The sequence below is a fragment of the Myxococcota bacterium genome (assembly GCA_041389495.1).
In the GTDB taxonomy this organism is placed as follows: Bacteria; Myxococcota_A; UBA9160; order UBA9160; family UBA4427; genus JAWKRT01.
Genome location: JAWKRT010000001.1, coordinates 385,793 through 404,842, shown reverse-complemented (window position 1 = coordinate 404,842; position 19,050 = coordinate 385,793). Strand labels below are relative to the sequence as shown.

The following is a 19,050-nucleotide window of genomic DNA, read 5'->3' as shown; positions in this document are numbered from 1 at the left end:
CCCGCGGCGGCGGCGCGGGCGCAGGACGCGCCGACGCGCGCGGGCGCGGGTCGACGTCGTGGCCCCGGATGCGGTAGTCAGCGGCGGCGGGCCGGACGACGCGGACGAGCGCGCGCGGAACCGCGGGGAGGGAATCGAGCGTGAGCGAGCCGGAGCTTCTGCGCGTCGACGAGCGCGACGTGCGCCAGTGGGACGCGACCGTCGACGTCCTCGTCGTGGGCTTCGGCTGCGCGGGCGCGTGCGCGGCGATCGAGGCGGCGGAGGCGGGGGCGGACGTGCTCGTCGTCGACCGCGCGGGCGGCCCGGGCGGCACGTCCGCGCAGTCGGGCGGCTTCCTCTACCTCGGCGGCGGCACGGCGCTGCAGCGCGCGCTCGGCTACGAGGACTCGGCCGAGAACATGTTCCGCTACATGATGGCCGCCTGCGGCCCCGACCCGGACGAGGCGCTCGTCGCGCCCTACTGCGAGGGCAGCGCCGCGCACTTCGACTGGATCGCGGCGCGCGGCGTCCCGTTTCGCGAGAGCTTCTTCGCGGGCGCGCACGAGCCGTTCACATCGGACGAGGGGCTCGTCTACTCGGGCTCCGAGCACGTGCATCCATTCTGCGAGATCGCGCGGCCCGCGCCGCGCGGGCACGCGCCGCGCGCGGTGCGCGGCAAGGGCGCGCTGCTGATGCGCAAGCTCGTCGAGGCGGCGGGCGCGGCCGGCGCGCGCGCCGCCTGTCAACGCCGCTGCGACGCGCTCGTGCTGGCGCGCGACGGCGCCGTCGTCGGCGCCGTCGTCCGCTCGCTCGAGGGCACGGAGACGATCCGCGCGCGGCGCGGCGTCGTGCTCGCCGCGGGCGGCTTCATCTTCGACGACGCGATGCTCGCGCGCCACGCGCCGTTGCTCCGCCGCTGCAGGCAGAAGACGGGCACCGAGACGGACGACGGGCTCGGCATCCGGCTCGGGCTCGCGGCCGGCGGAGAGGCGATCCGCATGGAAGCCGGCGACGTCTCGCTCGTCGTGTTCCCGCCGAACTCGCTGCGCCACGGCATCTTCGTCAACCGCCACGGCCAGCGCTTCCTGAACGAGGACGTCTACTTCGGGCGCGCGGGCGAGACCGTGCTCTTCCACCAGGAAGGCCGCGCCTGGCTCGTCGTCGACGACGCGCACTTCGAGCGGCCGGCGTTCTTCCCGATCGAGATCGCCGCCGTCGCCGAGACGATCGCCGAGCTCGAGGGCGAGCTCGGCCTGCCCGACGGCGTGCTCCAGCAGACGGTCGCCTACTACAACGAGCACGCCGCGCGCGGCGAGGACCCGCTCTTCCGCAAGGGCAACGGCTACGTGACGCCGATCGTCGAGCCGCCCTTCGCGGCGATCGACCTCTCGGTGGACACCGAGATCTACGCGGCCTTCACGCTAGGCGGGCTCCGCATCGACGCGAACGCGCGCGTGCTGCGCGCGTCGGGCGAGCCGATCCCGGGGCTCTACGCCGCCGGGCGCACGACGAGCGGCGTCGCCAAGCAGGGCTACAGCAGCGGCATGTCGCTCGGCGACGGCACGTTCTTCGGCCGCGCCGCGGGCCGGCACGCCGCCGCGCGTCGCGGCTGACGCGCGGCGCGCTCGCCGTCCTCAGAACCGGATCGGCACCGCCGCGTACGCGCGCGCCCACGGGCTCGCCTGCCAGCGCGGCTCGTCGGCGAGCGCGTAGTGCGGCATGCGCGCGAGCAGCTCCTCGAGCGCGACGCGCCCTTCGAGGCGCGCGAGGTGCGCGCCCATGCAGAAGTGGATGCCGTGGCCGAGCGCGAGATGGCGCTTGTCGGCGCGGTGGACGTCGAAGCGATCGGGGTCGGGGAAGCGGCGCTCGTCGTGGTTGGCCGAGCCCCAGAGGAGCGACACCTCCTCGCCCGCGCGAATGCGCGTGCCGTGCAGCTCGACGTCGCGCGTCGCGAGGCGCGGCAGCGCCTGCGTCGGCGCCTCGCAGCGGAGCGCCTCCTCGACCGCCTCGGGAATCAGCGACGGGTCGGCGACGAGCTCGGCGCGCTGCTCGGGGTGGCGCGCGAGCAGCACGGCCGCGTTCGCGATCAGGTTCGTGGTCGTGTCGTTGCCGCCGACGACGAGCAGGAAGCAGAAGCCGAGCAGCTCCTCCTGCGAGAGCTGCTCGCCCTCGACCTCGATGTCGATCAGCGCGCTCATCAGGTCGTCGCGCCGCTCGCTGCGCCGCAGCTCGAGGAGCTTCGCGAACTCCTGGTAGATCTCCTGGAACGGATTCGTGTCCCAGCTCTTGCCGGGGTTCGCGGTGATGAGCGCCTCGGTCCAGCCGAGGAACGCGCGACGTCGCTCGGGGGGAATGCCGATCAGCTCGCCGATCACGAGGCTCGGGAGCTGCGACGCGAACTCGTGCAGCAGGTCGCACCGGCCGTCGCGCGCGAAGCCGTCGACGAGCCCGCGCGCGAGCTCGCGCACGCGCGGCTCGAGCGCCGCGACGCGGTTCGGCGTGAACGCCCTCCAGAGCAGGTTGCGCAGCTCGTCGTGGCGCGGCGGGTCCATCTGCTGGATCTGCGGCAGGAGCCCGAGGCTGATCGACGTGCGTTCGGACGAGAACGTCTCGTGGTCGGCGGCCAGCGCGCGCACGTCGTCGTAGCGCGAGACGACCCACGACTTGCGGTAGGGCGACCAGTGGAGCGGCTCGCGGTCGCGCAGCGCGCGGTAGACGTCGAGCGCGCGGTCGGCGAACGCCTCGCTCGCAGGGTCGTAGACGATCTCGGATGCCGTCATGCCGCGGTTCTCCCCGAGCCGAGCGCCGTCGTCGGCTCAACCGAACGGGCGCTGTCGGCTCCCGACGACCCACATGCTGAAGTACTGCGAGTTCGCGCCGTAGGCCATGCCGAGCGCCGTGCGCGCGCCGTCGACCTGGTGCTCGCCGGCCATGCCGCGCACCTGCAGCGCCGCCTCGGCGAAGCGCAGCAGGCCCGACGCGCCGATCGGGTTCGACGACAGCACGCCGCCCGAGCAGTTGACCGGGAACGAGCCGCCGATCTCGGTCGAGCCGTCGTCGATCATCTTCCAGCCCGCGCCCTCTTCCGCGATGTGATGCGCCTCGAGCCACATCGCCTCGTGCCACGAGAACGGCACGTAGAGCTCGGCCATGTCGAGCTGCTCGCGCGGCTTCGTGATGCCGGCCTGCGCGTACACGTCCTTCGCACAGGTGAGGCACGCCTGCGGGCGCACGGGGTCGCGGCCCGGGAACGCGGGCGGCTCCGAGCGCGACGACGTGCCGAGGATCCACGCCGGCGCGCGGCCGTCTCCCGCCGCGGCCTTCGCGCCCTTCTCGTCGGTGATGACGACCGCGCACGCGCCATCGGACGACGGGCACGACTCGAGGAAGCGGATCGGCTCCCACATCATCTGGCTGTTCTTCACCTTCTCGATCGAGATGTCCGCGATCTTCAGGTGCGCATACGGGTTGAGGAGCGCGTTCTGGCGATCCTTCACCGCGACCTTCCATCCGATGTGCTCGGGCGCTCCCGAGCGGTGGATGTAGGAGCGGATGAACGGCGCGAACGCGCCGCCCGCGCCGAGCGACGCGCCCTTGCCCGAGCCGAGCGCGAACTGCGCATTGCCCTCGGACTGCTTCTCGAACGCGACGGCGAGCACCGTGCGGTGCTTGCCCGCCTGCACGTGGCTCGCGGCGACGATGCCCGTCGTCCCGCCGACCGAGCCCGCCGTGTGCACGCGGAACATCGGCTTGCCGACCGCGCCGAGCGCGTCCGACAGGTAGAGCTCGGGCTTCATCACGCCCTCGAAGAGGTCGGGCGCCTTGCCGAGGACGACGGCGTCGATGTCGGCCATCGTCATGTGCGCGTCCTCGAGCGCGCGGAAGACGGCTTCGCGCACGAGGCCGCCGAACGAGACGTCGTGACGGCGCGTCTTGTGGTGCGTCTGGCCGACGCCGACGACGGCTGCGGGGATCACGAGCGGCCCTCCAGGATGCAGACGAGGTTCTGCTGCAGGCACGGGCCGCTCGTCGCGTGCGCGAGCGCGCGCCGGCCGCCGGCGAAGACGTGGTCGGCCGCATGGCCGATGCGGCACAGGCCCGTCGCCATGATGGGGTTCTCGCGCAGCGCGCCGCCCGAGGCGTTCACCTTCACGCCGTCGCCGAGCCCGAGCACCCGGCGCAGCAGCAGCTCCTCGTGCGTGAATGCGGCCTGCAGCTCGGCGACCTCGACCGGCCCGTCGCCGAGCCCCGCGGCCGCGGCGGCGATGCGCGTCGACGGCGAGTCGTCGAGGCGGCGGAACGACGGGTTGTGGCACTCGGTGCGGTGGTCGAAGCCCGTGACGTACGCGGGCCGCGGCACGAGCTCGCGCGCGCGGTCGCCGCGCGCGAGCACCATCGCGGCCGCGCCGTCGGTGATGGGCGGCAGGTCGTGGCGGCGCAGCGGCGCGCGCACGTAGTCGCGCGCGAGCAGCTCGTCGACGTCGCCCTTGCCGCGCGCGCGCACGGCGACCTCCGCCATCGCGCGCTCGTCGGCGATGCCCGCCGCGATCACGGCGCGCGCCTGCAGCGCGGCGAAGGTGAGCGGGTCGGCGCCGAGCGGCGCGAGGAAGAACGGGTCCATCTCCATCGGGTAGATGAGCGCCGGGTCGCCGGTCGACGAGCGCCCCGAGCCCGTCACGACGGCGATGTCGATGTCGCCCTCCTGCAGGCGCAGCCACGCCTCGTAGAGCGCCCACGCGCCGTCCATCTCGACGTGCGAGTCGCGCTTCGGCGGCCAGGCGCCGATCGCGTCGAGGTTGCTCACGAACGAGAAGGCCTGCCCCGTGATGTAGTCGCACGAGCCGAGGCACGTGAAGTCGACGTCGCCGCGCGCGAGGCCGAGCGGCTCGAGCGCGTCGGTGATGACGCGCAGCAGGAGCTGCGTCTCGCTGAGCTCGGTCTGGCGGACCATGTCGGTCCGCGCCCATCCCACCACCGCGATGTCGTTCGAGGTCGTCATCAGAAGATCCTGTTCACGAGGTCGGGGCTCTCGACGCGCGGCTCGCCGCTCGGCCGCCAGCCGACGAGCGCGCCGTAGCTGCCGCCCATCGAGTCCGCGCCCGCGGCGTCGGCCGCGTCCGACCACGCCGCCTCGACGCGCACGCCGACGGCGAGGTCGGCGACGGGGAGATCGACGACGGGCTGGTAGCCGACGACGACGTCCGTGTCGTCGAGCAGCACGAAGACGCGCGCGAACGGCTCGGTCTCGGTCTGGCCCGGATAGGGAATGGGCGTGACGACGACGAAGTTCGTGATCGTGCCCGTCTGCGGCAGGTCGACCAGGTGCTCGGCGCCGAGCTCGAGCGCGTCGATCGGGCAGATGGCGCGGCCGCCCGCGTACGTCTTGCCGCACGCCGGGCAGCGGAAGCCCGCGATGCGTCGCTCGCGCGAGGCGGCGACCACCAGGTCGCCGGCCGGCGGGACGGGATTGCGATAGGTGATCGACGCGAGGTAGTTCATCAACGCGACCGGCGCGCGCGCCGGGCCGCGATCCTGGCCGTCGACGTCGGGCGACTCCCCCGGAACGAAGCACGCGATGTCGGTGATGTGTCCGACGCGCTCGCCCTTCCAGCGCGGCGCGACGCGCATGCCTTCGGACATCGCATCGGGCGAGCCCGCGTCGACCGCGTGCAGGAGCGGCGTCGACGCGCCGTCGAGCCGGATGAACGCGAACGCGAACGGCGTGCGCAGCGGGTGCTGGCCGCTCGGCTCCGGCACCCACGTCCACGACTCCACCGTGCCCGCCGGGCCGACCTCGACGAGATCGTTTCCGAGATCGGCGCCGGTCGCGGGATCCCATTCCATGGGCGGACACAGCACGGCGTCGCCGTTGCGGATCCCGAGGATCCGCTTCTCGGTGAGCGCCGTCATGAACGCGCCGTTCACCGGCCCGAGCGAGCGGACGTACGGGAACGTGATCGTGCTCTCGACGAAGCGTGTCAACGACGAGCTCCCCGGCGGCGCTGCGACCGCCGCCGTTGCAGGCGGGGTCGCACGCGCCGCGCGCAGCTCCCCGCGATTCCGGCGCGCACTATACGCTCGCGCCGGGCGAAAATGGGTGCCCGCGCAGCGGCGACGTCACGCGCGCGAAGGAGGAACGAGTCGTGGCCCACGGACCGCTCGAAGGCGTGCGCGTGCTCGACCTGTCGATCGCGCTCACCGGCCCGTACGCCGCGGCGCTGATGGCCGACCAGGGCGCCGAGGTCGTCAAGGTCGAGCGCCCGGGCATCGGCGACCTCGCGCGCTGGGTCGGCGTGTCGGTGAACCGGATGAGCGCGTTCTTCCTCGCGTGCAACCGCGGCAAGCGGTCGATCGCCGTCGACCTCGCGAAGGAGGACGGACGCGCCGTCGTGCTCGAGCTCGCCGCGCGCGCGGACGTCGTGATCCAGAACTTCCGCCCCGGCGTGATGGACCGTCTCGGCCTCGGCTACGACGCCGTTCGCGCGCGCAACCCCGACGTCGTCTACCTCTCGCTCTCGGGCTACGGCTCGACCGGGCCCTATCGCGACCGCAGCGCGTACGACACGGCGATCCAGGCCTACGCCGGGATGGCCGCGAACCAGGCCGACCCGAACGTCGGCACGCCCACCTTCCTGCGGCAGACGGCGGCCGACAAGGTGACGGCGCTCTATGCGAGCCAGGCCGTGGCGGCGGCGCTCTTCGCGCGCGCGCGCGGCCGCGGCGGGCAGCACATCGAGCTCTCGATGACCGACGCCGTCGTCTCGTTCCTGTGGGCCGACTCGGCCGGCAACGAGGTGCTGCTCGAATCCGATGGCAGCCAGCACTCGAGCTTCGTCGCCGGCTTCCAGCCGTTCGCGTTCGCCGACGGCTGGGGCATCGCGAACCCCACCTCGGCCGCCGACTTCCACGCCATGTGCCGCGCGCTCGGCGTGGAGGGATGGGACGACCCGCGCCTCGCGACGATGGAGGCGCGCAACGCGAACCGCGACTACACCGAGCAGATCATGGACCTCTGCTATGCGGCCGCCGCGAACATGACGATGGCCGAGGCGAGCGAGCGGTTCGAACGCGAGCGCGCGCCGTTCGGCATGGTGCGCTCCGCCGACGAGCTCACGCGCGACCCGCACGCCATCGCGATCGGCCTCTTCGAGGAGTTCGACCACCCGGTCGTCGGGCGCGCCCGCCTGCCGCGGCATCCGATCCTCTTCGGGGAGACGCCCGCCCGGCTCGGCGCCGGCGCACCGGCGCTCGGCCAGCACACCGACGAGATCCTCGCGGAGATCGGGATGGCGGAGCGCATCGCCGCGCTGCGCGCGGCGGCGGTGGTGTCGTGAACGAGGACGGGCGGGACGGAGTCGCGCCGCCGCGCGCTCAGCGCTCGATGCCGATCCAGCGCTCGGCTTCGACCATCTCGTCGAAGACGACGCGGAGCTCGTCCGGCTTCTCGTCGGCGAGGGCCTGGAACATCCGCGCCAGGCCGAACGTGACCCGGCTCGCGACGAGCACCACGCGGCGCGACCCCGCGCCGAACGGGCTGTGCTGCGCGAGCTCGCGGATGCCTGCGCTCGTCACCTTCTCGACCTCGGTGACGTCGCGGAGGTCGTAGAGCTGATTCATGGCCGGCGAGAAGCGGGGATCGACTGCGAGCCGTCGCTGGTGCGTGAGCAGGTCGGCGTCGCTGACCGAGCCCCAGCCGCGGCTGAGCACGATTCCACGCTCGGAGTCGATGTCGTAGTCACACGGCATCGCGGTACGCCCCGGTGACTGGCGCGTCGATCCTAACATCCGCTCCGCGCAATGCGAGGAGCTCCCGCCGTCGGGGCCTTCGGGTCGACCGCGAGTGGGGCGACCCGCGAGCCGCGGGTCGGCGCCCGGCCGCTCGGTTGCTCGGTTGCCGCGGCTCGCTGGACGTCGTCCGCGCGGAGGCCTCGTTCGTTCTCGCGCGTGTCAGAATGGGCCGTCCGCGCGAGGTGCCTCGATTCGGAGCGGGTCGCCGAGCCGCCACGAGCGACGCGTCCGACGCATCGGCGTCGCAGCGGGCCCGAGGAAGCAGATCGCAGAAGGGCCGGGGGACGGCGAGATGGAGAACGAGACCGCGGCGAATGCGATCCGCGTCGATCGCGGGCCGAGCGAACGCGCGCTCGGGATGCTCGTGTGGATGGTGGCGATCGGAGCCTGGATCTTCCTGGCCCTCTCGCCGATCGGGATCGCATCCGCGATCGCTCTCGGCCTCGTCTTCTTCCTCGCGCACCTCGCCTTCGTCGCGCATCTGCGCGGGAGCGCGGTTCGCTCGTCGGGTGGTGCGCTCGACGCGTTGGCGACGCAGTTCCCGGGCACGAACATGATCGTGCTCTACTCCGACCTGCTCGAGGCATGTGGCGACGACGAGCCCGCGCGCGACTTCGGCATCGCCCACGAGCTCGGCCACCTCCACGCCGGGCACCTCCGCTGGCACTGGTTCCTGACGCCCGGGCTCGCGATTCCGCTCCTGGGACACGCCTCCTCGCGGGCGCGCGAGTCCACGTGCGATCGATACGGGATCGCCGCGAGCACCGACCGCGAGCGCGCGCTCGACGGGCTTGGCGTGCGCGCGGCGGGTGGCATGCACGCGAAGCTCGTGCAGCGTCGAGCGCGGGTCGCGCAGCGCTCCTACCTCGAGTCCGTCCCCATGAAGCTCGGGCGCTGGCTGTTCACGCACCCTTCGATCGCGCACCACCTCGCGGCGCCTCGCCAACGGGTCGGGCACGGACGATGCTGCCGGCGCACCCGGGGCGGCGCGGCGCGCCCCGCGAGCCAGGAGGTTCGAGCATGACGATCGAGGCGCTGCGCACACCCGAGGAGCGATTCCGGCTCCTGCCTCGCTTCCCGTACGCGCCACGACATGCGGACGACCTGCCCGGCTACGAAGGGCTTCGCATGGCGTGGGTCGACGAGGGGCCGCGCGACGCTCGCCGCGTGTTCCTCTGTCTCCACGGCGAGCCGACCTGGGGCTACCTCTACCGCAAGATGCTGCCCGTCTTCGTCGCGGCGGGGCATCGCGTGATCGCGCCGGATCTCTTCGGCTTCGGCCGGTCGGACAAGCCCGTCGACGAGTCCGTCTACACGATCGACTTCCACCGCGGGAGCCTGCTCGCGTGGATCGACCGGCTCGACCTTCGCGGCATCGCGCTCGTGTGTCAGGACTGGGGCGGCATCCTCGGACTCACATTGCCGATGGATCGCCCGGACCGCTTCACGCACGCGCTCGTGATGAACACGGGGCTGCCGATCGGCGAGCCCGTGAGCCGGGGCTTCGCGGCGTGGAAGGCGTTCGCGGCGGCGGCGCCCGAGATCCCGGTGGCCGGCCTCGTCGCGAGCGATGCGCAGGGCGACTTCGACCTCCTCGACGCCGTCGCCTACGACGCGCCCTTCCCCGACGATCGCTACAAGGCGGGCGTGCGCCGCTTCCCGCAGCTCGTGCCGGTCGAGCCCGGGATGGAGGGCATCGAGCTCATGCGCCGCGCGCGCGCGTTCTGGGCGAACGACTGGACGGGCGAGAGCTTCATGGCGATCGGCTTGCGCGACGCCGTGCTCGGCCGGGACGTGATGCACGCGCTGCGCGGCACGATCCGCGGCTGCCCCGAGCCGATGGAGGTGCCCGAAGCGGGCCACTTCGTCCAGGAACGGGGCGAGCCCATCGCGCGCGCGGCGCTCGCGCACTGGGGCCTCGGCCCCGCCTGAATCGAGCGCACGCCGCGCACCGCCGCCCCGCGCGGTGACTCGCAGTTGCACTCTTCGGTGTCACCCCGCGCCGCGCATCGGCATTGGAGGGGGTGCCGGGAGACCATCGCTCCCAGGCGCGTCGCGCCCGACGCCTTCCGCTTCCACAGGCGAATTCGACCAGGAGATGGCGCCATGCCCATCGAGAAGTCCTTCTGTCGCCGCGACGAGATCGCACTCACGCGCTGCTTCGGCGTCCTCACCGCCGAGGATCTGTTCGCGGCCGGTGAGCTCCAGCCCGAGTCGAAGGACATGGAGCACGTCGAGGTGATCGATCTGCGCGAGGTCACGGACATGCCGCTCGCGCAGCACGAGCTGCGCCGCTTCATCGCGCGCATGCAGACGCGGAGCGCGAACCCGATCCGCGTCGCCCTCGTGGCGAGCCGCGTGCTCGCCTTCGGAATGGCGCGCATGTTCGAGGCGCTGCTCGAGCTCGCGAGCTGCCCGATCGAGGTGCGCGTCTTCGACGGCGCGACCGGCGTCGCCGAGTGGCTCCTGCGCGGCAAGAGCGCCGACCACGTCGAGTGGCTCTGCGAGCGGCTCGCGAGCGACGAACGCTAGGCGCTCAGAGCGCCTCCATCAGATCCGAGAAGAAGCGGTCCTGTCGCCAGAGGACGCCGCCCTCCTCGGGGTCGAGCGCCGTGCGCACGACGACGAGCCGGCTCGCGGGAACCACGGTGACGTACTGCCCGCGATGTCCGATGCCGCTGAACGCCTCGTGCGCGACGAGGCCGGGCACGCGGGGATACAGCCAGATCTGCGCTCCGTAGCCGAGCAGCCCGCGAACGCCGTAGCTCGCGAGCCCGAGGAGGCCTCGTCTGCGAGCGGGTGCCGGGCGCGTCGAGTACGCGACCCAGCCCTCGGGCAGCACGCGCTCGCCGTTCCAGACGCCGTCGTCGAGGAACAGCATTCCGAGCCGTGCGAGGTCGCGCGGCGTCGTGAAGACCTGGCTGCTCAGCACGTAGCTCCCGTGCGGGTCGGTCTCGAGCACCGTGTCGTGCATCCCGATCCGGTCGAGCAGGCCCTCGACGGGGAAGCGCCAGTACGCGTCGTCGCCGAGCGCCGCTCGCATCGCGCGCACGAGCAGCAGCGTGTCGCGGTTCGCATAGCTCCATCGGCTTCCGGGAGGAGCCTCGAGCCGCGCGCCGGTCGTCGAGGCGACGAGATCGGCGCCATCCTGATAGACGTCGTAGGTGCCGGCTCCCCTCTGCGCGAGGCCGCTGCTCATGTGGAGCAGCTGCGCGACGGTGATCTCCGCGCGCGGGTCGTCGCCCGCGCTCCACTCCGGGATGGGCGGCGGCGCATCGACGTCCAGCACGCCCCGGCCGACGAGGATGCCGACGAGGGCGTTCGTCAGCATCTTGGCCGCGGACCACGCGCGATAGGGCGTGTGCGGGCCGAAGCCCGATCGATACTGCTCGGCGACGAGCCGCCCCTCGTGCACGACCGCGACACCGATCGTCTTCGTGCCGTCGCCGTACGTGCGTCCATCGAAGGCCGCGTCGACGATCGCCGCGACGCGCGCGTCCGAAGCCGCGACCGTCTCTTGCGGCCACCGCGCGAGCTCCTCCGGCGCGACCGATCGCTCGATGGCCGGATTCGGTATGCGAGCGACGGCCTCCGGCCGCGCGCCCGGCGGCAGGATGGTGCAGCCGCGGCCCTCGCGATGGACCGCGACGCGCGGCGGCTCCGTCGACCCGTAGCTCACCGAGACGAATCGCGCGTCGCGGTCGACGACCGGATCACCCGCTCCCGCCGCCGCCGCCGGCAGACCCGCGAGCTCGTCCGCCACGACGTCGTCGAGCGCGCGATGCGCGACGAAGACGGCCGAGCACGCCATCCCCGCCTTCAGGCCCGCGAAGCTCGAGGCGGGGAGTCGCGCGTACTCCTCCTCCTGCTCCGAGCCACCGCAGCCGGCGCACGCGAGCCCTGCGGCGAACACGAGCGCGGCGAGCGCGCGCGCACCCGCGTGCCGCGGCGAAGAAGGCGCGCGCGCGCGATCCACCGTACTCCGAAGTCGGATCGCGGACGAAGGGCTCGAGGTGAGCGCCACGGCTCCGGCCTCCGCCGCCAGCGGCTCTGCCGAGGCGAGCGACATGGGCGCGACGGCGGAGCCTATCACGGCGAGTCGAGCCCCCGTGCGCGCCGCGATCGTCGGCCCGGCCGCGGACGGCGCAGCGATCGGGATGTCGAGCGCGGCACGGATCGAAGCGAGGGAGATGCTAGGCGCGGCCTCCCGCTCCGCGTGGCTGCGGAGGAGGCGGTCCCGCAGGCCGCGCCCTGCGGCGCCACTGCGCAGCGAGGATCGCGACGACCACGATCACCGCCGCGCCGGTGGCGGCTCGCCCGAGCACGCGCTCGACGCCGGCGCCGGCGCCGAACGCGAAGACGTCGACGTTCCCCGTCTCCCAGAACACCCACTCGCCCGCGATCGTCGTGGCGAGCCGCGGGGCGCCCGTCGCGAGCGCGACGATGGCGTCGCCGGTGTCCGGGTCGAGCCGCACGGCCGTGTTGATCGCCGGTAGGTTCGTGCCGTCGTGCCCGACGACGAAACGCCCCGCTGCGTTGCGCGCATGGAGGATGACGCCCAGGCCCCAGATGTCGCGGCCGAGGAGCGACGCCTCGGGCACCCACATCTGCTCGACCGTGCGCGGCGCGAGGACGCCCCGCCCGACCGGCTCGCCGGCGCGGCCCGGCACGTGCGCCGCGAGGAAGCGAGCGAGATCGGACGCCGTCGTGTAGAGCGATGCCGCGGCCACGGCGGTGTAGTGGCGCTGCGGTGCGCGCGTCGCGTCGACGTCGTAGGAATCAGCGAGCCTCGCGCGCTCGGCGCGCGTCCAGTCGAAGGTCGAGTCGCGCATGCCGAGCGGCCCGAGCACGACCCGCCGCATGTAGGACTCGAAGGCTTCGCCGGTCACGTCCTCGACGAGCAGCTGCAGCAGCGCATAGCCACCGCCCGAGTACTCCCAGCGACTCCCCGGCTCGCGACCGACGACGACGGCGCCACTCGCGTGCGGCATGCGATCGGCCGCCATCGTCAGCGACTCCTCGATCGTCTGCACGCGCTCGCCCGGCCCGAAGCCGCCGTAGCCGAGGCCGTCCGTCAGGCCCGCCGTGTGACTCAACAGCCGCCGCACCGTGACCCCTGCGTCGTCGAACTCGCCGTCGGGAAGGTGCCACCGTACGAGATAGGTAGAGACTGGAGCGTCGAGCGCGACCCGTCCCGAGTCGACGAGCGCCATCACCCCCCACGCGCTGATCCACTTGCTGAGCGACGCCACCTGGAAGACGCTGTCGCGATCCACCGGCTCGCCCACCGAGCACGCATACTCGTCGCGGACGACGCCGTCCTCGATCAGCAGCACGACCGCGTTGCCGCGACATTCCGCACCGACGTGCGCGTGCGCAGCCTCGGCGAACGCCGCGAAGTCGCCCCGAGGCGCCAGCGGCGCGCGGCACCCGCCCTCGAGCGACCCGATGACGACGGCGGCGATCCACGCGATCGCGAGCCCGGACGTCCCCAGCACCCACTTCGTCATCGCCGTCCTTCCGATCTGATTCCCAACCTAGGTCGTCTCGAAGTGCGAGTTCGCTCGGTATTGGGTTCTCCCTCTAGCTCTTCCGTTCTTGGGCTCGCGGCCCCGCAACCCGCGACGTCCCCTCGCGACAAGAGCCCGGAAGAGTCGGACTACCTCCATCGCGAATCTCTCGCGAATCGGAACCGCGACGCCCGGCGGCAGAGAACCGGGCCGCCTTCGCAGACGATCGGCGGCGAGCAAGCGCGTCTCCGTGCCGGCTTCCGCGGGCCGCGACGACGCGACCCGCGAGCTCGCGGGTGCTTCTCGGCAGGCTCGTTCGAAGGAGCGCCCTGCTCCCGAATCGCGGGACTAGCTGGCAGACCGAGTCGAACTCGAACTCTCAGTACCAGTCTCTCGGCTCCAGTTGGGCCAGCGACCCGCCCAGCGCGCCGCCACAGCCCTCGCACCTCTCGACCTACGCCAGTCGCATCGATCTGCTATCTGTAAGTCATGCAGACCGTCACCGTCTCCACCAAGTACCAGCTCGTCATTCCCCGCGAGGTCCGGCAGCGGCTCGAGCTCGAGCCGGGCGCGCGACTCACGGTGCTCGAGAAGGGCGGGATCCTCTACCTCGTTCCCGAGCATCCGATCGAGGCGATGCGCGGCATCGCGAAGGGCACGAAGCGCAAGGGACTTCGCGAGAAGAAGGATCGGCTTTGATCCTGATCGATTCGAGCGGGTGGATCGAGTACCTCGCCGCACGGCCGAAGGCCGACCTCTTCGCACCCTACATCGAAGGCCCTGAGCCGCGTCTGTCGAGCGCGATCCAGGTGTACGAGATCTACAAGGTCGTCAGGCGAGACCTGAGCGAGGAACGTGCGATCGCGGCAGTGTCGGCGCTTCGCACGACGACGATCGAGCCGCTGTCGGAGGGCCTCGCGCTCGAGGCCGCCGACATCGCGCTCGAGTACGGGCTCGCGATGGCCGACTCGATCATCTTCGCGACGGCATCGCGGCACGGTGCGGAGATCGTCACGAGCGATGCCGACTTCGAAGGCCTGCCGCGGGTCACGCTGATCCGCTGATTCCTTCCGCAGGCAAAGGCGAGTCCGACCGCGGGAGCGCGCCGGCTTCACGCCTACCCACGCAGTTCACACCGCTGCGCTTCGTTCGCGACGCAACGCTGCACGCGCGGCGCCGCTACCACCGCGAATCTCTGGCGAATCGGAACGGCCGCGCTCGGCGGCAGAGAACGTCGCAGCGGTTGCGCGCAATTCGCAGGGAGAGCACGCGTCTCTGTTCGCGCTTGCGCTAGTTGGGCGCGGCCAAGCACGCGAACTCGCGGAGAGTTCTCGTTTCGCTACTTCCCAGCAGCGTCGCGCTCCCGAATCGCAGGACTGATTGGCGGAGAGAGTGGGATTCGAACCCACGGTACCAGTGACGGTACACACGCTTTCCAAGCGTGCGCCTTAAACCACTCGGCCATCTCTCCGGGGAGCCTGGGGCTCGGCGATCGTTCGCGCTCCGCGATGCGCGGCGCAGCGACGGCGCGTCGGGTGTGCGGCGGCCGTGGTGCGCGCGGGCTGGGTTGGCGGAGAGGGAGGGATTCGAACCCTCGATGGGTGATTAGCCCATACTCCCTTAGCAGGGGAGCGCCTTCGACCTACTCGGCCACCTCTCCGCGAGGGCGGCGGAGTCTATCAAAGGATGGGACGGCGGCGAGGACGCGGGGCGCGGCTGGGCGCTCTCGAGCGGCGCGGCCCGCCGACGGCGCGAGCGGCCGGGGCGAGCGACCCGAGCGGTGCGGATGCGCATTGCACGCCGGCTCGCGGGTCCGCCGCTCCGGCGCGCGGTGCGCGGCGCTCTGCGCGCTACGCGCCGCGCGCGTCGCTGCGGACACGCGGCGCGCCGGGCCGGGACACGCGCCGCGCCAGGACGGAAGCGCGAGGCGCCAGGCCGCCGGCCTTGCTCGCCCCGCGGCCGCCCGCGCGCGCAACGCTCGGCCGCCCGCTCCGCGCGCCACAGCGGCGGCGCCACCGCGGCGGCGCCACATCGGCGGCGCCATCGGGCCCGGCCACGCGGCGTCCCCGCCCATCTTTGTTAGGCGAGACTGGCGGAGAGGGTGGGATTCGAACCCACGAGGGGCGCGAACCCCTGGCGGTTTTCAAGACCGCTGCCTTCGACCACTCGGCCACCTCTCCGCGCTCGGACGGCCGAGAGTAGCGTGCGGCCGCCGCGCGCCGGCGCGAGACGGGGCGGCTTCGCACGCCTCGCCGCGCCATCACCTCGAGCTATCACGGCGATCGGAACAATCCATTGGTCTTGTCGGACGTGCACTCCTAGCCTCGCTCCATCGGGTCGATCGCGGCGATCGCACGGTCGCCCACGCCCGACGGAGGAGACGACGCCATGCCGAGCGACCCCAGAGAATCGAGCGAACCCACCGCGTCCAGCGAGTCCACCGCGCCGAAGTGCCCGTTCCACGACGTCGCGGGCGGCGGCACGAGCAACCGGGACTGGTGGCCGGGACAGCTGCGTCTCGACGTGCTGCACCAGCACTCGTCGAAGTCCGACCCGATGGGCGCGGGCTTCGACTACGCGGCGGAGTTCGCGAAGCTCGACCTCGCGGCGGTGAAGGCGGACCTGCACGCGCGGATGACCGACTCGCAGAGCTGGTGGCCCGCGGACTTCGGCCACTACGGGCCGCTCTTCGTGCGCATGGCGTGGCACAGCGCGGGCACGTACCGCGTGGCCGACGGGCGCGGCGGCGGCGGGCGCGGCCAGCAGCGCTTCGCGCCGCTCGACAGCTGGCCCGACAACGTGAGCCTCGACAAGGCGCGGCGGCTCCTGTGGCCCGTGAAGCAGAAGTACGGCCGGCGCATCTCGTGGGCCGACCTGATGATCCTGGCCGGCAACGTCGCGCTCGAGTCGATGGGCTTCGAGACGTTCGGCTTCGCGGGCGGACGCGAGGACGTCTGGGAGCCGGACCAGGACGTGAACTGGGGCGGCGAGCGCGCGTGGCTCGGCGGCGAGGCACGCCATGCGGGCGATCGCGAGCTCGCGAACCCGCTCGCGGCCGTGCAGATGGGCCTGATCTACGTGAACCCGGAGGGCCCGGACGGCCACCCCGACCCGCTCGCGGCGGCGAAGGACATCCGCGAGACGTTCGCGCGCATGGCGATGGACGACGTCGAGACGGTCGCGCTCATCGCGGGCGGCCACACGTTCGGCAAGACGCACGGCGCGGCTCCGGCCTCGCACGTGGGCCCCGAGCCGGAGGCCGCCGAGCTCGAAGCGCAGGGCTTCGGCTGGAAGAGCGGCTTCGGCACCGGCGTCGGAGCGGATGCGATCACGAGCGGCCTCGAGGTCACGTGGACGTCGACGCCCACGCGCTGGAGCCACGGCTTCTTCGAGAACCTCTTCGGCTACGACTGGGAGCTCACGCGCAGCCCGGCGGGCGCGCACCAGTGGCGGCCGAAGGACGGCGCGGGCGACGGCACGGTTCCGCACGCGCACGACGCATCGCAGCGCATCGCGCCCGCCATGCTCACGACCGACCTCGCGCTCCGCTTCGACCCGGCCTACGAGAAGATCTCGCGGCGCTTCCTCGCGCACCCCGACGAGTTCGCGGACGCGTTCGCGCGCGCGTGGTTCAAGCTCACGCACCGCGACATGGGCCCGCGCTCCCGCTACCTCGGGCCCGAGGTGCCGGCCGAGGAGCTGATCTGGCAGGACCCGCTCCCCGCCGTCGACCACCCGCTCGTCGACGCCGACGCCGTCGCCGAGCTGAAGCGCCGCGTGCTCGCATCGGGCCTCTCGGTATCGGAGCTCGTGTCGACCGCGTGGGCGTCGGCCTCGACCTTCCGCGGCTCCGACAAGCGCGGCGGCGCGAACGGCGCGCGCATCCGCCTGGCACCGCAGAACGGCTGGGCGGTGAACGAGCCCGCGAAGCTCGCGAAGGTGCTCGCGACGCTCGACGCGGTGCGCGGCGAGTTCGCGGCGTCGCGCACCGACGGCGTGCGCATCTCGCTCGCCGACCTGATCGTGCTCGCGGGCGGCGCGGGCGTCGAGCAGGCGGCGCGCGCCGCCGGGCACGACGTCGTCGTGCCCTTCCGGCCGGGGCGCACGGACGCGTCGCAGGAGCAGACGGACATCGCGTCGTTCGCGGTGCTCGAGCCCGTCGCGGACGGCTTCCGCAACCACCTCGGAGGCCGCAGCACCGCGCCGGCGGAGGCGCGCCTCGTCGATCGCGCGCAGCTGCTCACGCTGACGGCGCCCGAGACGACGGTGCTCGTCGGCGGCCTGCGCGTGCTCGGCGCGAACGCGAACGGCGCGGAGGAAGGCGTCCTCACCCACCGCCCCGGCGCGCTCACGAACGACTTCTTCGTGAACCTGCTCGACATGGCCACGGAGTGGACGCCGACGTCCGAGGCGCGGGAGCGCTTCGAGGGCCGCGACCGCGCGACCGGCGAGCTGCGCTGGACGGCGACGCGCGTCGACCTCGTCTTCGGCTCGAGCTCGCAGCTGCGCGCGCTCGCCGAGGTCTACGCGAGCGCCGACGCCGGCCGCAAGCTCGTCGACGACTTCGTCGCCGCGTGGGTCAAGGTGATGGAGCTCGACCGCTTCGACCTGCGCTGAGCCGCGCAGCGAGCGCACCGGTCACGGCGAGGAGATGTCCCAGAACGTGCTGTTCCACTGGGGAATCGGCGCGTAGTCGTCGAACGGGTTCGCGACCCACTCGGCGTACTCGGGAGGCACCGTGCCGCCGCATGCCCCGACGGCGAGCCACGCGTTGCGCGTCGCCTCGGCCGCGAGCCGGCCCGTCTCGTTCGCGATGTCGGTCGTGCGCGCCGTCTGCGCGGCGCGTCGGTTCGTCATCGCCTGCTGCACGCCGTCGAGGTAGCCGAACACGCCCGTCATGTCGCGGTAGACGGTGTTCGCGTCCCGCGACGCGTCGAGCAGGTCGCGGAGCAGCCCGTCGAGCGCGTCGCGGTCCGAGCCGTCCATCGCGCCGATCGTCGTGCTGCGGTCGCTCGGGAGCGAGACCTCGTCCTGCGTGAAGCCGATCCAGCGATCGTTCAGCGCGGTCGCGTCCGCGACGAGCGCATCGAGCGTCGCGGCGATGTCGACGTTCGGGTCGCCGGCGGTCGCGAGCGCGCTGCCCTCGGTCGTCTGCAGCGCGAAGCGCAGGTCTTCCGCGGCGGCCTGCAGGTCGCGCGAGACGTCGCGCAGCCGATCGAACAGCACATCCATCGCGCTCCACACCTCGCCGACGGTCGCCGTGCTCCTCGCCTGTCCGAACTCCGCGCTCGTGCGCCCCTGCGCATCGAAGCGCGTGGTGGTCGAGAGCGCGTCGAGCGCGTCGCGCGCCGCGACGAACTCGGCCCAGGCGCGGTCGCGCTGGCTCGAGGCCTGCGCGACGACGCGGCCGGCGAGATCCTGCTGCGCCATCTCCATCTGGAAGTCGGCGCGGATGCCCGCGCTCTCCTCGGCGAGCGCCGCGACGGGCGCGGCGGCCTGCGCGGCCGCCGCCCGGTACGGCGCAGCGGCCGCGCACGTCTGCTGGTCTGCGTGCGCGAGCGCGTTGGTCGCCTTCTGCGCGTTGCCCTGCGTGACGTCGTCGTTCTGCCCGGCGCCGAACATCATCCGGGCGATCTCCATCGAGCCCTCCCAGGACCCGGCGTCGGAGGACGCGCAGCCTCCGAGGACGACTGCGGCGATCGCGATCGCGAGCCCGAGTGCGCCCGCCCGCTCCGTCCAGTTCGATCGTCGCGCATCCATCCCGCTGCCTTCC

At 72.7% G+C, this 19,050-nt stretch carries 16 protein-coding genes and 3 tRNA genes; 8 read left to right on the top strand and 11 right to left on the bottom strand.

What is annotated here, in order from left to right:
• The first annotated feature begins 140 nt into the window (after positions 1 to 140).
• Positions 141 to 1,592, top strand: a complete 1,452-nt coding sequence (locus R3E88_01815) for an FAD-dependent oxidoreductase (GenBank protein MEZ4215188.1) — start codon at positions 141 to 143, stop codon at positions 1,590 to 1,592.
• A gap of 21 nt (positions 1,593 to 1,613) precedes the next feature.
• On the opposite strand, the gene R3E88_01810 is transcribed toward R3E88_01815, so the two are convergent.
• From R3E88_01810 to R3E88_01795, 4 genes are read right to left on the bottom strand one after another with little or no spacing between them, the layout of a single operon-like run.
• Complete coding sequence (locus R3E88_01810; protein ID MEZ4215187.1) at positions 1,614 to 2,759, bottom strand: cytochrome P450; 1,146 nt, start codon at positions 2,757 to 2,759, stop codon at positions 1,614 to 1,616.
• Positions 2,760 to 2,795: 36 nt separating this feature from the next.
• Positions 2,796 to 3,956, bottom strand: a complete 1,161-nt coding sequence (locus R3E88_01805; protein ID MEZ4215186.1) for a thiolase domain-containing protein — start codon at positions 3,954 to 3,956, stop codon at positions 2,796 to 2,798.
• Positions 3,953 to 4,978: a lipid-transfer protein gene (locus tag R3E88_01800; GenBank protein MEZ4215185.1), complete on the bottom strand. Its 1,026-nt coding sequence runs from the start codon at positions 4,976 to 4,978 to the stop codon at positions 3,953 to 3,955. Before R3E88_01800 ends, R3E88_01805 begins: the two co-directional genes overlap by 4 nt.
• Positions 4,978 to 5,961: an OB-fold domain-containing protein gene (locus R3E88_01795; protein MEZ4215184.1), complete on the bottom strand. Its 984-nt coding sequence runs from the start codon at positions 5,959 to 5,961 to the stop codon at positions 4,978 to 4,980. The genes R3E88_01800 and R3E88_01795 overlap by 1 nt, the downstream gene beginning before the upstream one ends.
• A gap of 161 nt (positions 5,962 to 6,122) precedes the next feature.
• On the opposite strand from R3E88_01795, the gene R3E88_01790 reads away from it, so the two are divergent.
• Positions 6,123 to 7,313, top strand: a complete 1,191-nt coding sequence (locus R3E88_01790; protein MEZ4215183.1) for a CoA transferase — start codon at positions 6,123 to 6,125, stop codon at positions 7,311 to 7,313.
• A 37-nt stretch (positions 7,314 to 7,350) separates the two neighbouring features.
• Here R3E88_01790 and R3E88_01785 read toward each other — a convergent pair whose 3' ends face one another.
• Positions 7,351 to 7,725 carry a hypothetical protein gene (locus tag R3E88_01785; GenBank protein ID MEZ4215182.1) on the bottom strand — a complete coding sequence of 125 codons (375 nt, stop codon included), beginning with the start codon at positions 7,723 to 7,725 and terminating at the stop codon, positions 7,351 to 7,353.
• A 334-nt stretch (positions 7,726 to 8,059) separates the two neighbouring features.
• Here R3E88_01785 and R3E88_01780 point away from each other — a divergent pair, with 334 nt between their 5' ends.
• From R3E88_01780 to R3E88_01770, 3 genes are all read left to right on the top strand, one after another.
• Positions 8,060 to 8,791 carry a M48 family metalloprotease gene (locus tag R3E88_01780; GenBank protein ID MEZ4215181.1) on the top strand — a complete coding sequence of 244 codons (732 nt, stop codon included), beginning with the start codon at positions 8,060 to 8,062 and terminating at the stop codon, positions 8,789 to 8,791.
• The gene (locus R3E88_01775) at positions 8,788 to 9,699 is read left to right on the top strand and encodes a haloalkane dehalogenase (GenBank protein MEZ4215180.1); all 912 of its coding nucleotides are present in this window, start codon (positions 8,788 to 8,790) and stop codon (positions 9,697 to 9,699) included. Before R3E88_01780 ends, R3E88_01775 begins: the two co-directional genes overlap by 4 nt.
• Positions 9,700 to 9,873: 174 nt before the next feature.
• Entirely contained in the window at positions 9,874 to 10,299 is a 426-nt protein-coding gene (locus R3E88_01770) for a hypothetical protein (GenBank protein ID MEZ4215179.1), read from the top strand.
• 4 nt (positions 10,300 to 10,303) lie between these two features.
• Here the strand turns inward: R3E88_01770 and R3E88_01765 are convergent, their stop codons facing one another.
• Both R3E88_01765 and R3E88_01760 read right to left on the bottom strand, forming a co-directional pair.
• A complete protein-coding gene (locus R3E88_01765) occupies positions 10,304 to 11,743 on the bottom strand; it encodes a serine hydrolase (protein MEZ4215178.1) in 1,440 nt (479 codons plus the stop codon).
• Positions 11,744 to 11,960: 217 nt separating this feature from the next.
• Positions 11,961 to 13,277 (bottom strand): serine hydrolase domain-containing protein, encoded by a 1,317-nt coding sequence (locus tag R3E88_01760; protein ID MEZ4215177.1) that lies wholly within the window; start codon positions 13,275 to 13,277, stop codon positions 11,961 to 11,963.
• A gap of 489 nt (positions 13,278 to 13,766) precedes the next feature.
• Between R3E88_01760 and R3E88_01755 the strand changes: the two genes are divergently transcribed.
• The gene (locus R3E88_01755) at positions 13,767 to 13,976 is read left to right on the top strand and encodes an AbrB/MazE/SpoVT family DNA-binding domain-containing protein (GenBank protein ID MEZ4215176.1); all 210 of its coding nucleotides are present in this window, start codon (positions 13,767 to 13,769) and stop codon (positions 13,974 to 13,976) included.
• Positions 13,973 to 14,341, top strand: a complete 369-nt coding sequence (locus R3E88_01750; protein MEZ4215175.1) for a type II toxin-antitoxin system VapC family toxin — start codon at positions 13,973 to 13,975, stop codon at positions 14,339 to 14,341. The genes R3E88_01755 and R3E88_01750 overlap by 4 nt, the downstream gene beginning before the upstream one ends.
• Positions 14,342 to 14,658: 317 nt before the next feature.
• Here the strand turns inward: R3E88_01750 and R3E88_01745 are convergent.
• The 3 genes from R3E88_01745 to R3E88_01735 all read right to left on the bottom strand — a co-directional run bounded on the left by R3E88_01745 (position 14,659) and on the right by R3E88_01735 (position 15,457).
• Positions 14,659 to 14,748 (bottom strand) — tRNA-Ser (locus tag R3E88_01745).
• 97 nt (positions 14,749 to 14,845) lie between these two features.
• Positions 14,846 to 14,937: transfer RNA gene (locus R3E88_01740), tRNA-Ser, on the bottom strand.
• 430 nt (positions 14,938 to 15,367) lie between these two features.
• Positions 15,368 to 15,457, bottom strand: a tRNA-Ser gene (locus tag R3E88_01735).
• Between the two features lie 208 nt (positions 15,458 to 15,665).
• On the opposite strand from R3E88_01735, the gene katG reads away from it, so the two are divergent.
• On the top strand, positions 15,666 to 17,894 hold the full coding sequence (katG, locus tag R3E88_01730) for a catalase/peroxidase HPI (GenBank protein MEZ4215174.1): 2,229 nt from the start codon (positions 15,666 to 15,668) through the stop codon (positions 17,892 to 17,894).
• A gap of 21 nt (positions 17,895 to 17,915) precedes the next feature.
• On the opposite strand, the gene R3E88_01725 is transcribed toward katG, so the two are convergent.
• On the bottom strand, positions 17,916 to 19,037 hold the full coding sequence (locus R3E88_01725) for a hypothetical protein (GenBank protein MEZ4215173.1): 1,122 nt from the start codon (positions 19,035 to 19,037) through the stop codon (positions 17,916 to 17,918).
• Between the last annotated feature and the right edge of the window lie 13 nt (positions 19,038 to 19,050).

Excerpts from the sequence above, each read along its gene's own strand:
- R3E88_01760 (MEZ4215177.1), bottom strand. The coding sequence starts at position 13,277 with ATGACGAAGTGGGTGCTGGGGACGTCCGGGCTCGCGATCGCGTGGATC.
- R3E88_01725 (MEZ4215173.1), bottom strand. The coding sequence starts at position 19,037 with ATGGATGCGCGACGATCGAACTGGACGGAGCGGGCGGGCGCACTCGGG.
- katG (MEZ4215174.1), top strand. The coding sequence starts at position 15,666 with ATGCCGAGCGACCCCAGAGAATCGAGCGAACCCACCGCGTCCAGCGAG.
- R3E88_01780 (MEZ4215181.1), top strand. The coding sequence starts at position 8,060 with ATGGAGAACGAGACCGCGGCGAATGCGATCCGCGTCGATCGCGGGCCG.
- R3E88_01755 (MEZ4215176.1), top strand. The coding sequence starts at position 13,767 with ATGCAGACCGTCACCGTCTCCACCAAGTACCAGCTCGTCATTCCCCGC.
- R3E88_01770 (MEZ4215179.1), top strand. The coding sequence starts at position 9,874 with ATGCCCATCGAGAAGTCCTTCTGTCGCCGCGACGAGATCGCACTCACG.
- R3E88_01785 (MEZ4215182.1), bottom strand. The coding sequence starts at position 7,725 with ATGCCGTGTGACTACGACATCGACTCCGAGCGTGGAATCGTGCTCAGC.
- R3E88_01800 (MEZ4215185.1), bottom strand. The coding sequence starts at position 4,978 with ATGACGACCTCGAACGACATCGCGGTGGTGGGATGGGCGCGGACCGAC.
- R3E88_01775 (MEZ4215180.1), top strand. The coding sequence starts at position 8,788 with ATGACGATCGAGGCGCTGCGCACACCCGAGGAGCGATTCCGGCTCCTG.
- R3E88_01810 (MEZ4215187.1), bottom strand. The coding sequence starts at position 2,759 with ATGACGGCATCCGAGATCGTCTACGACCCTGCGAGCGAGGCGTTCGCC.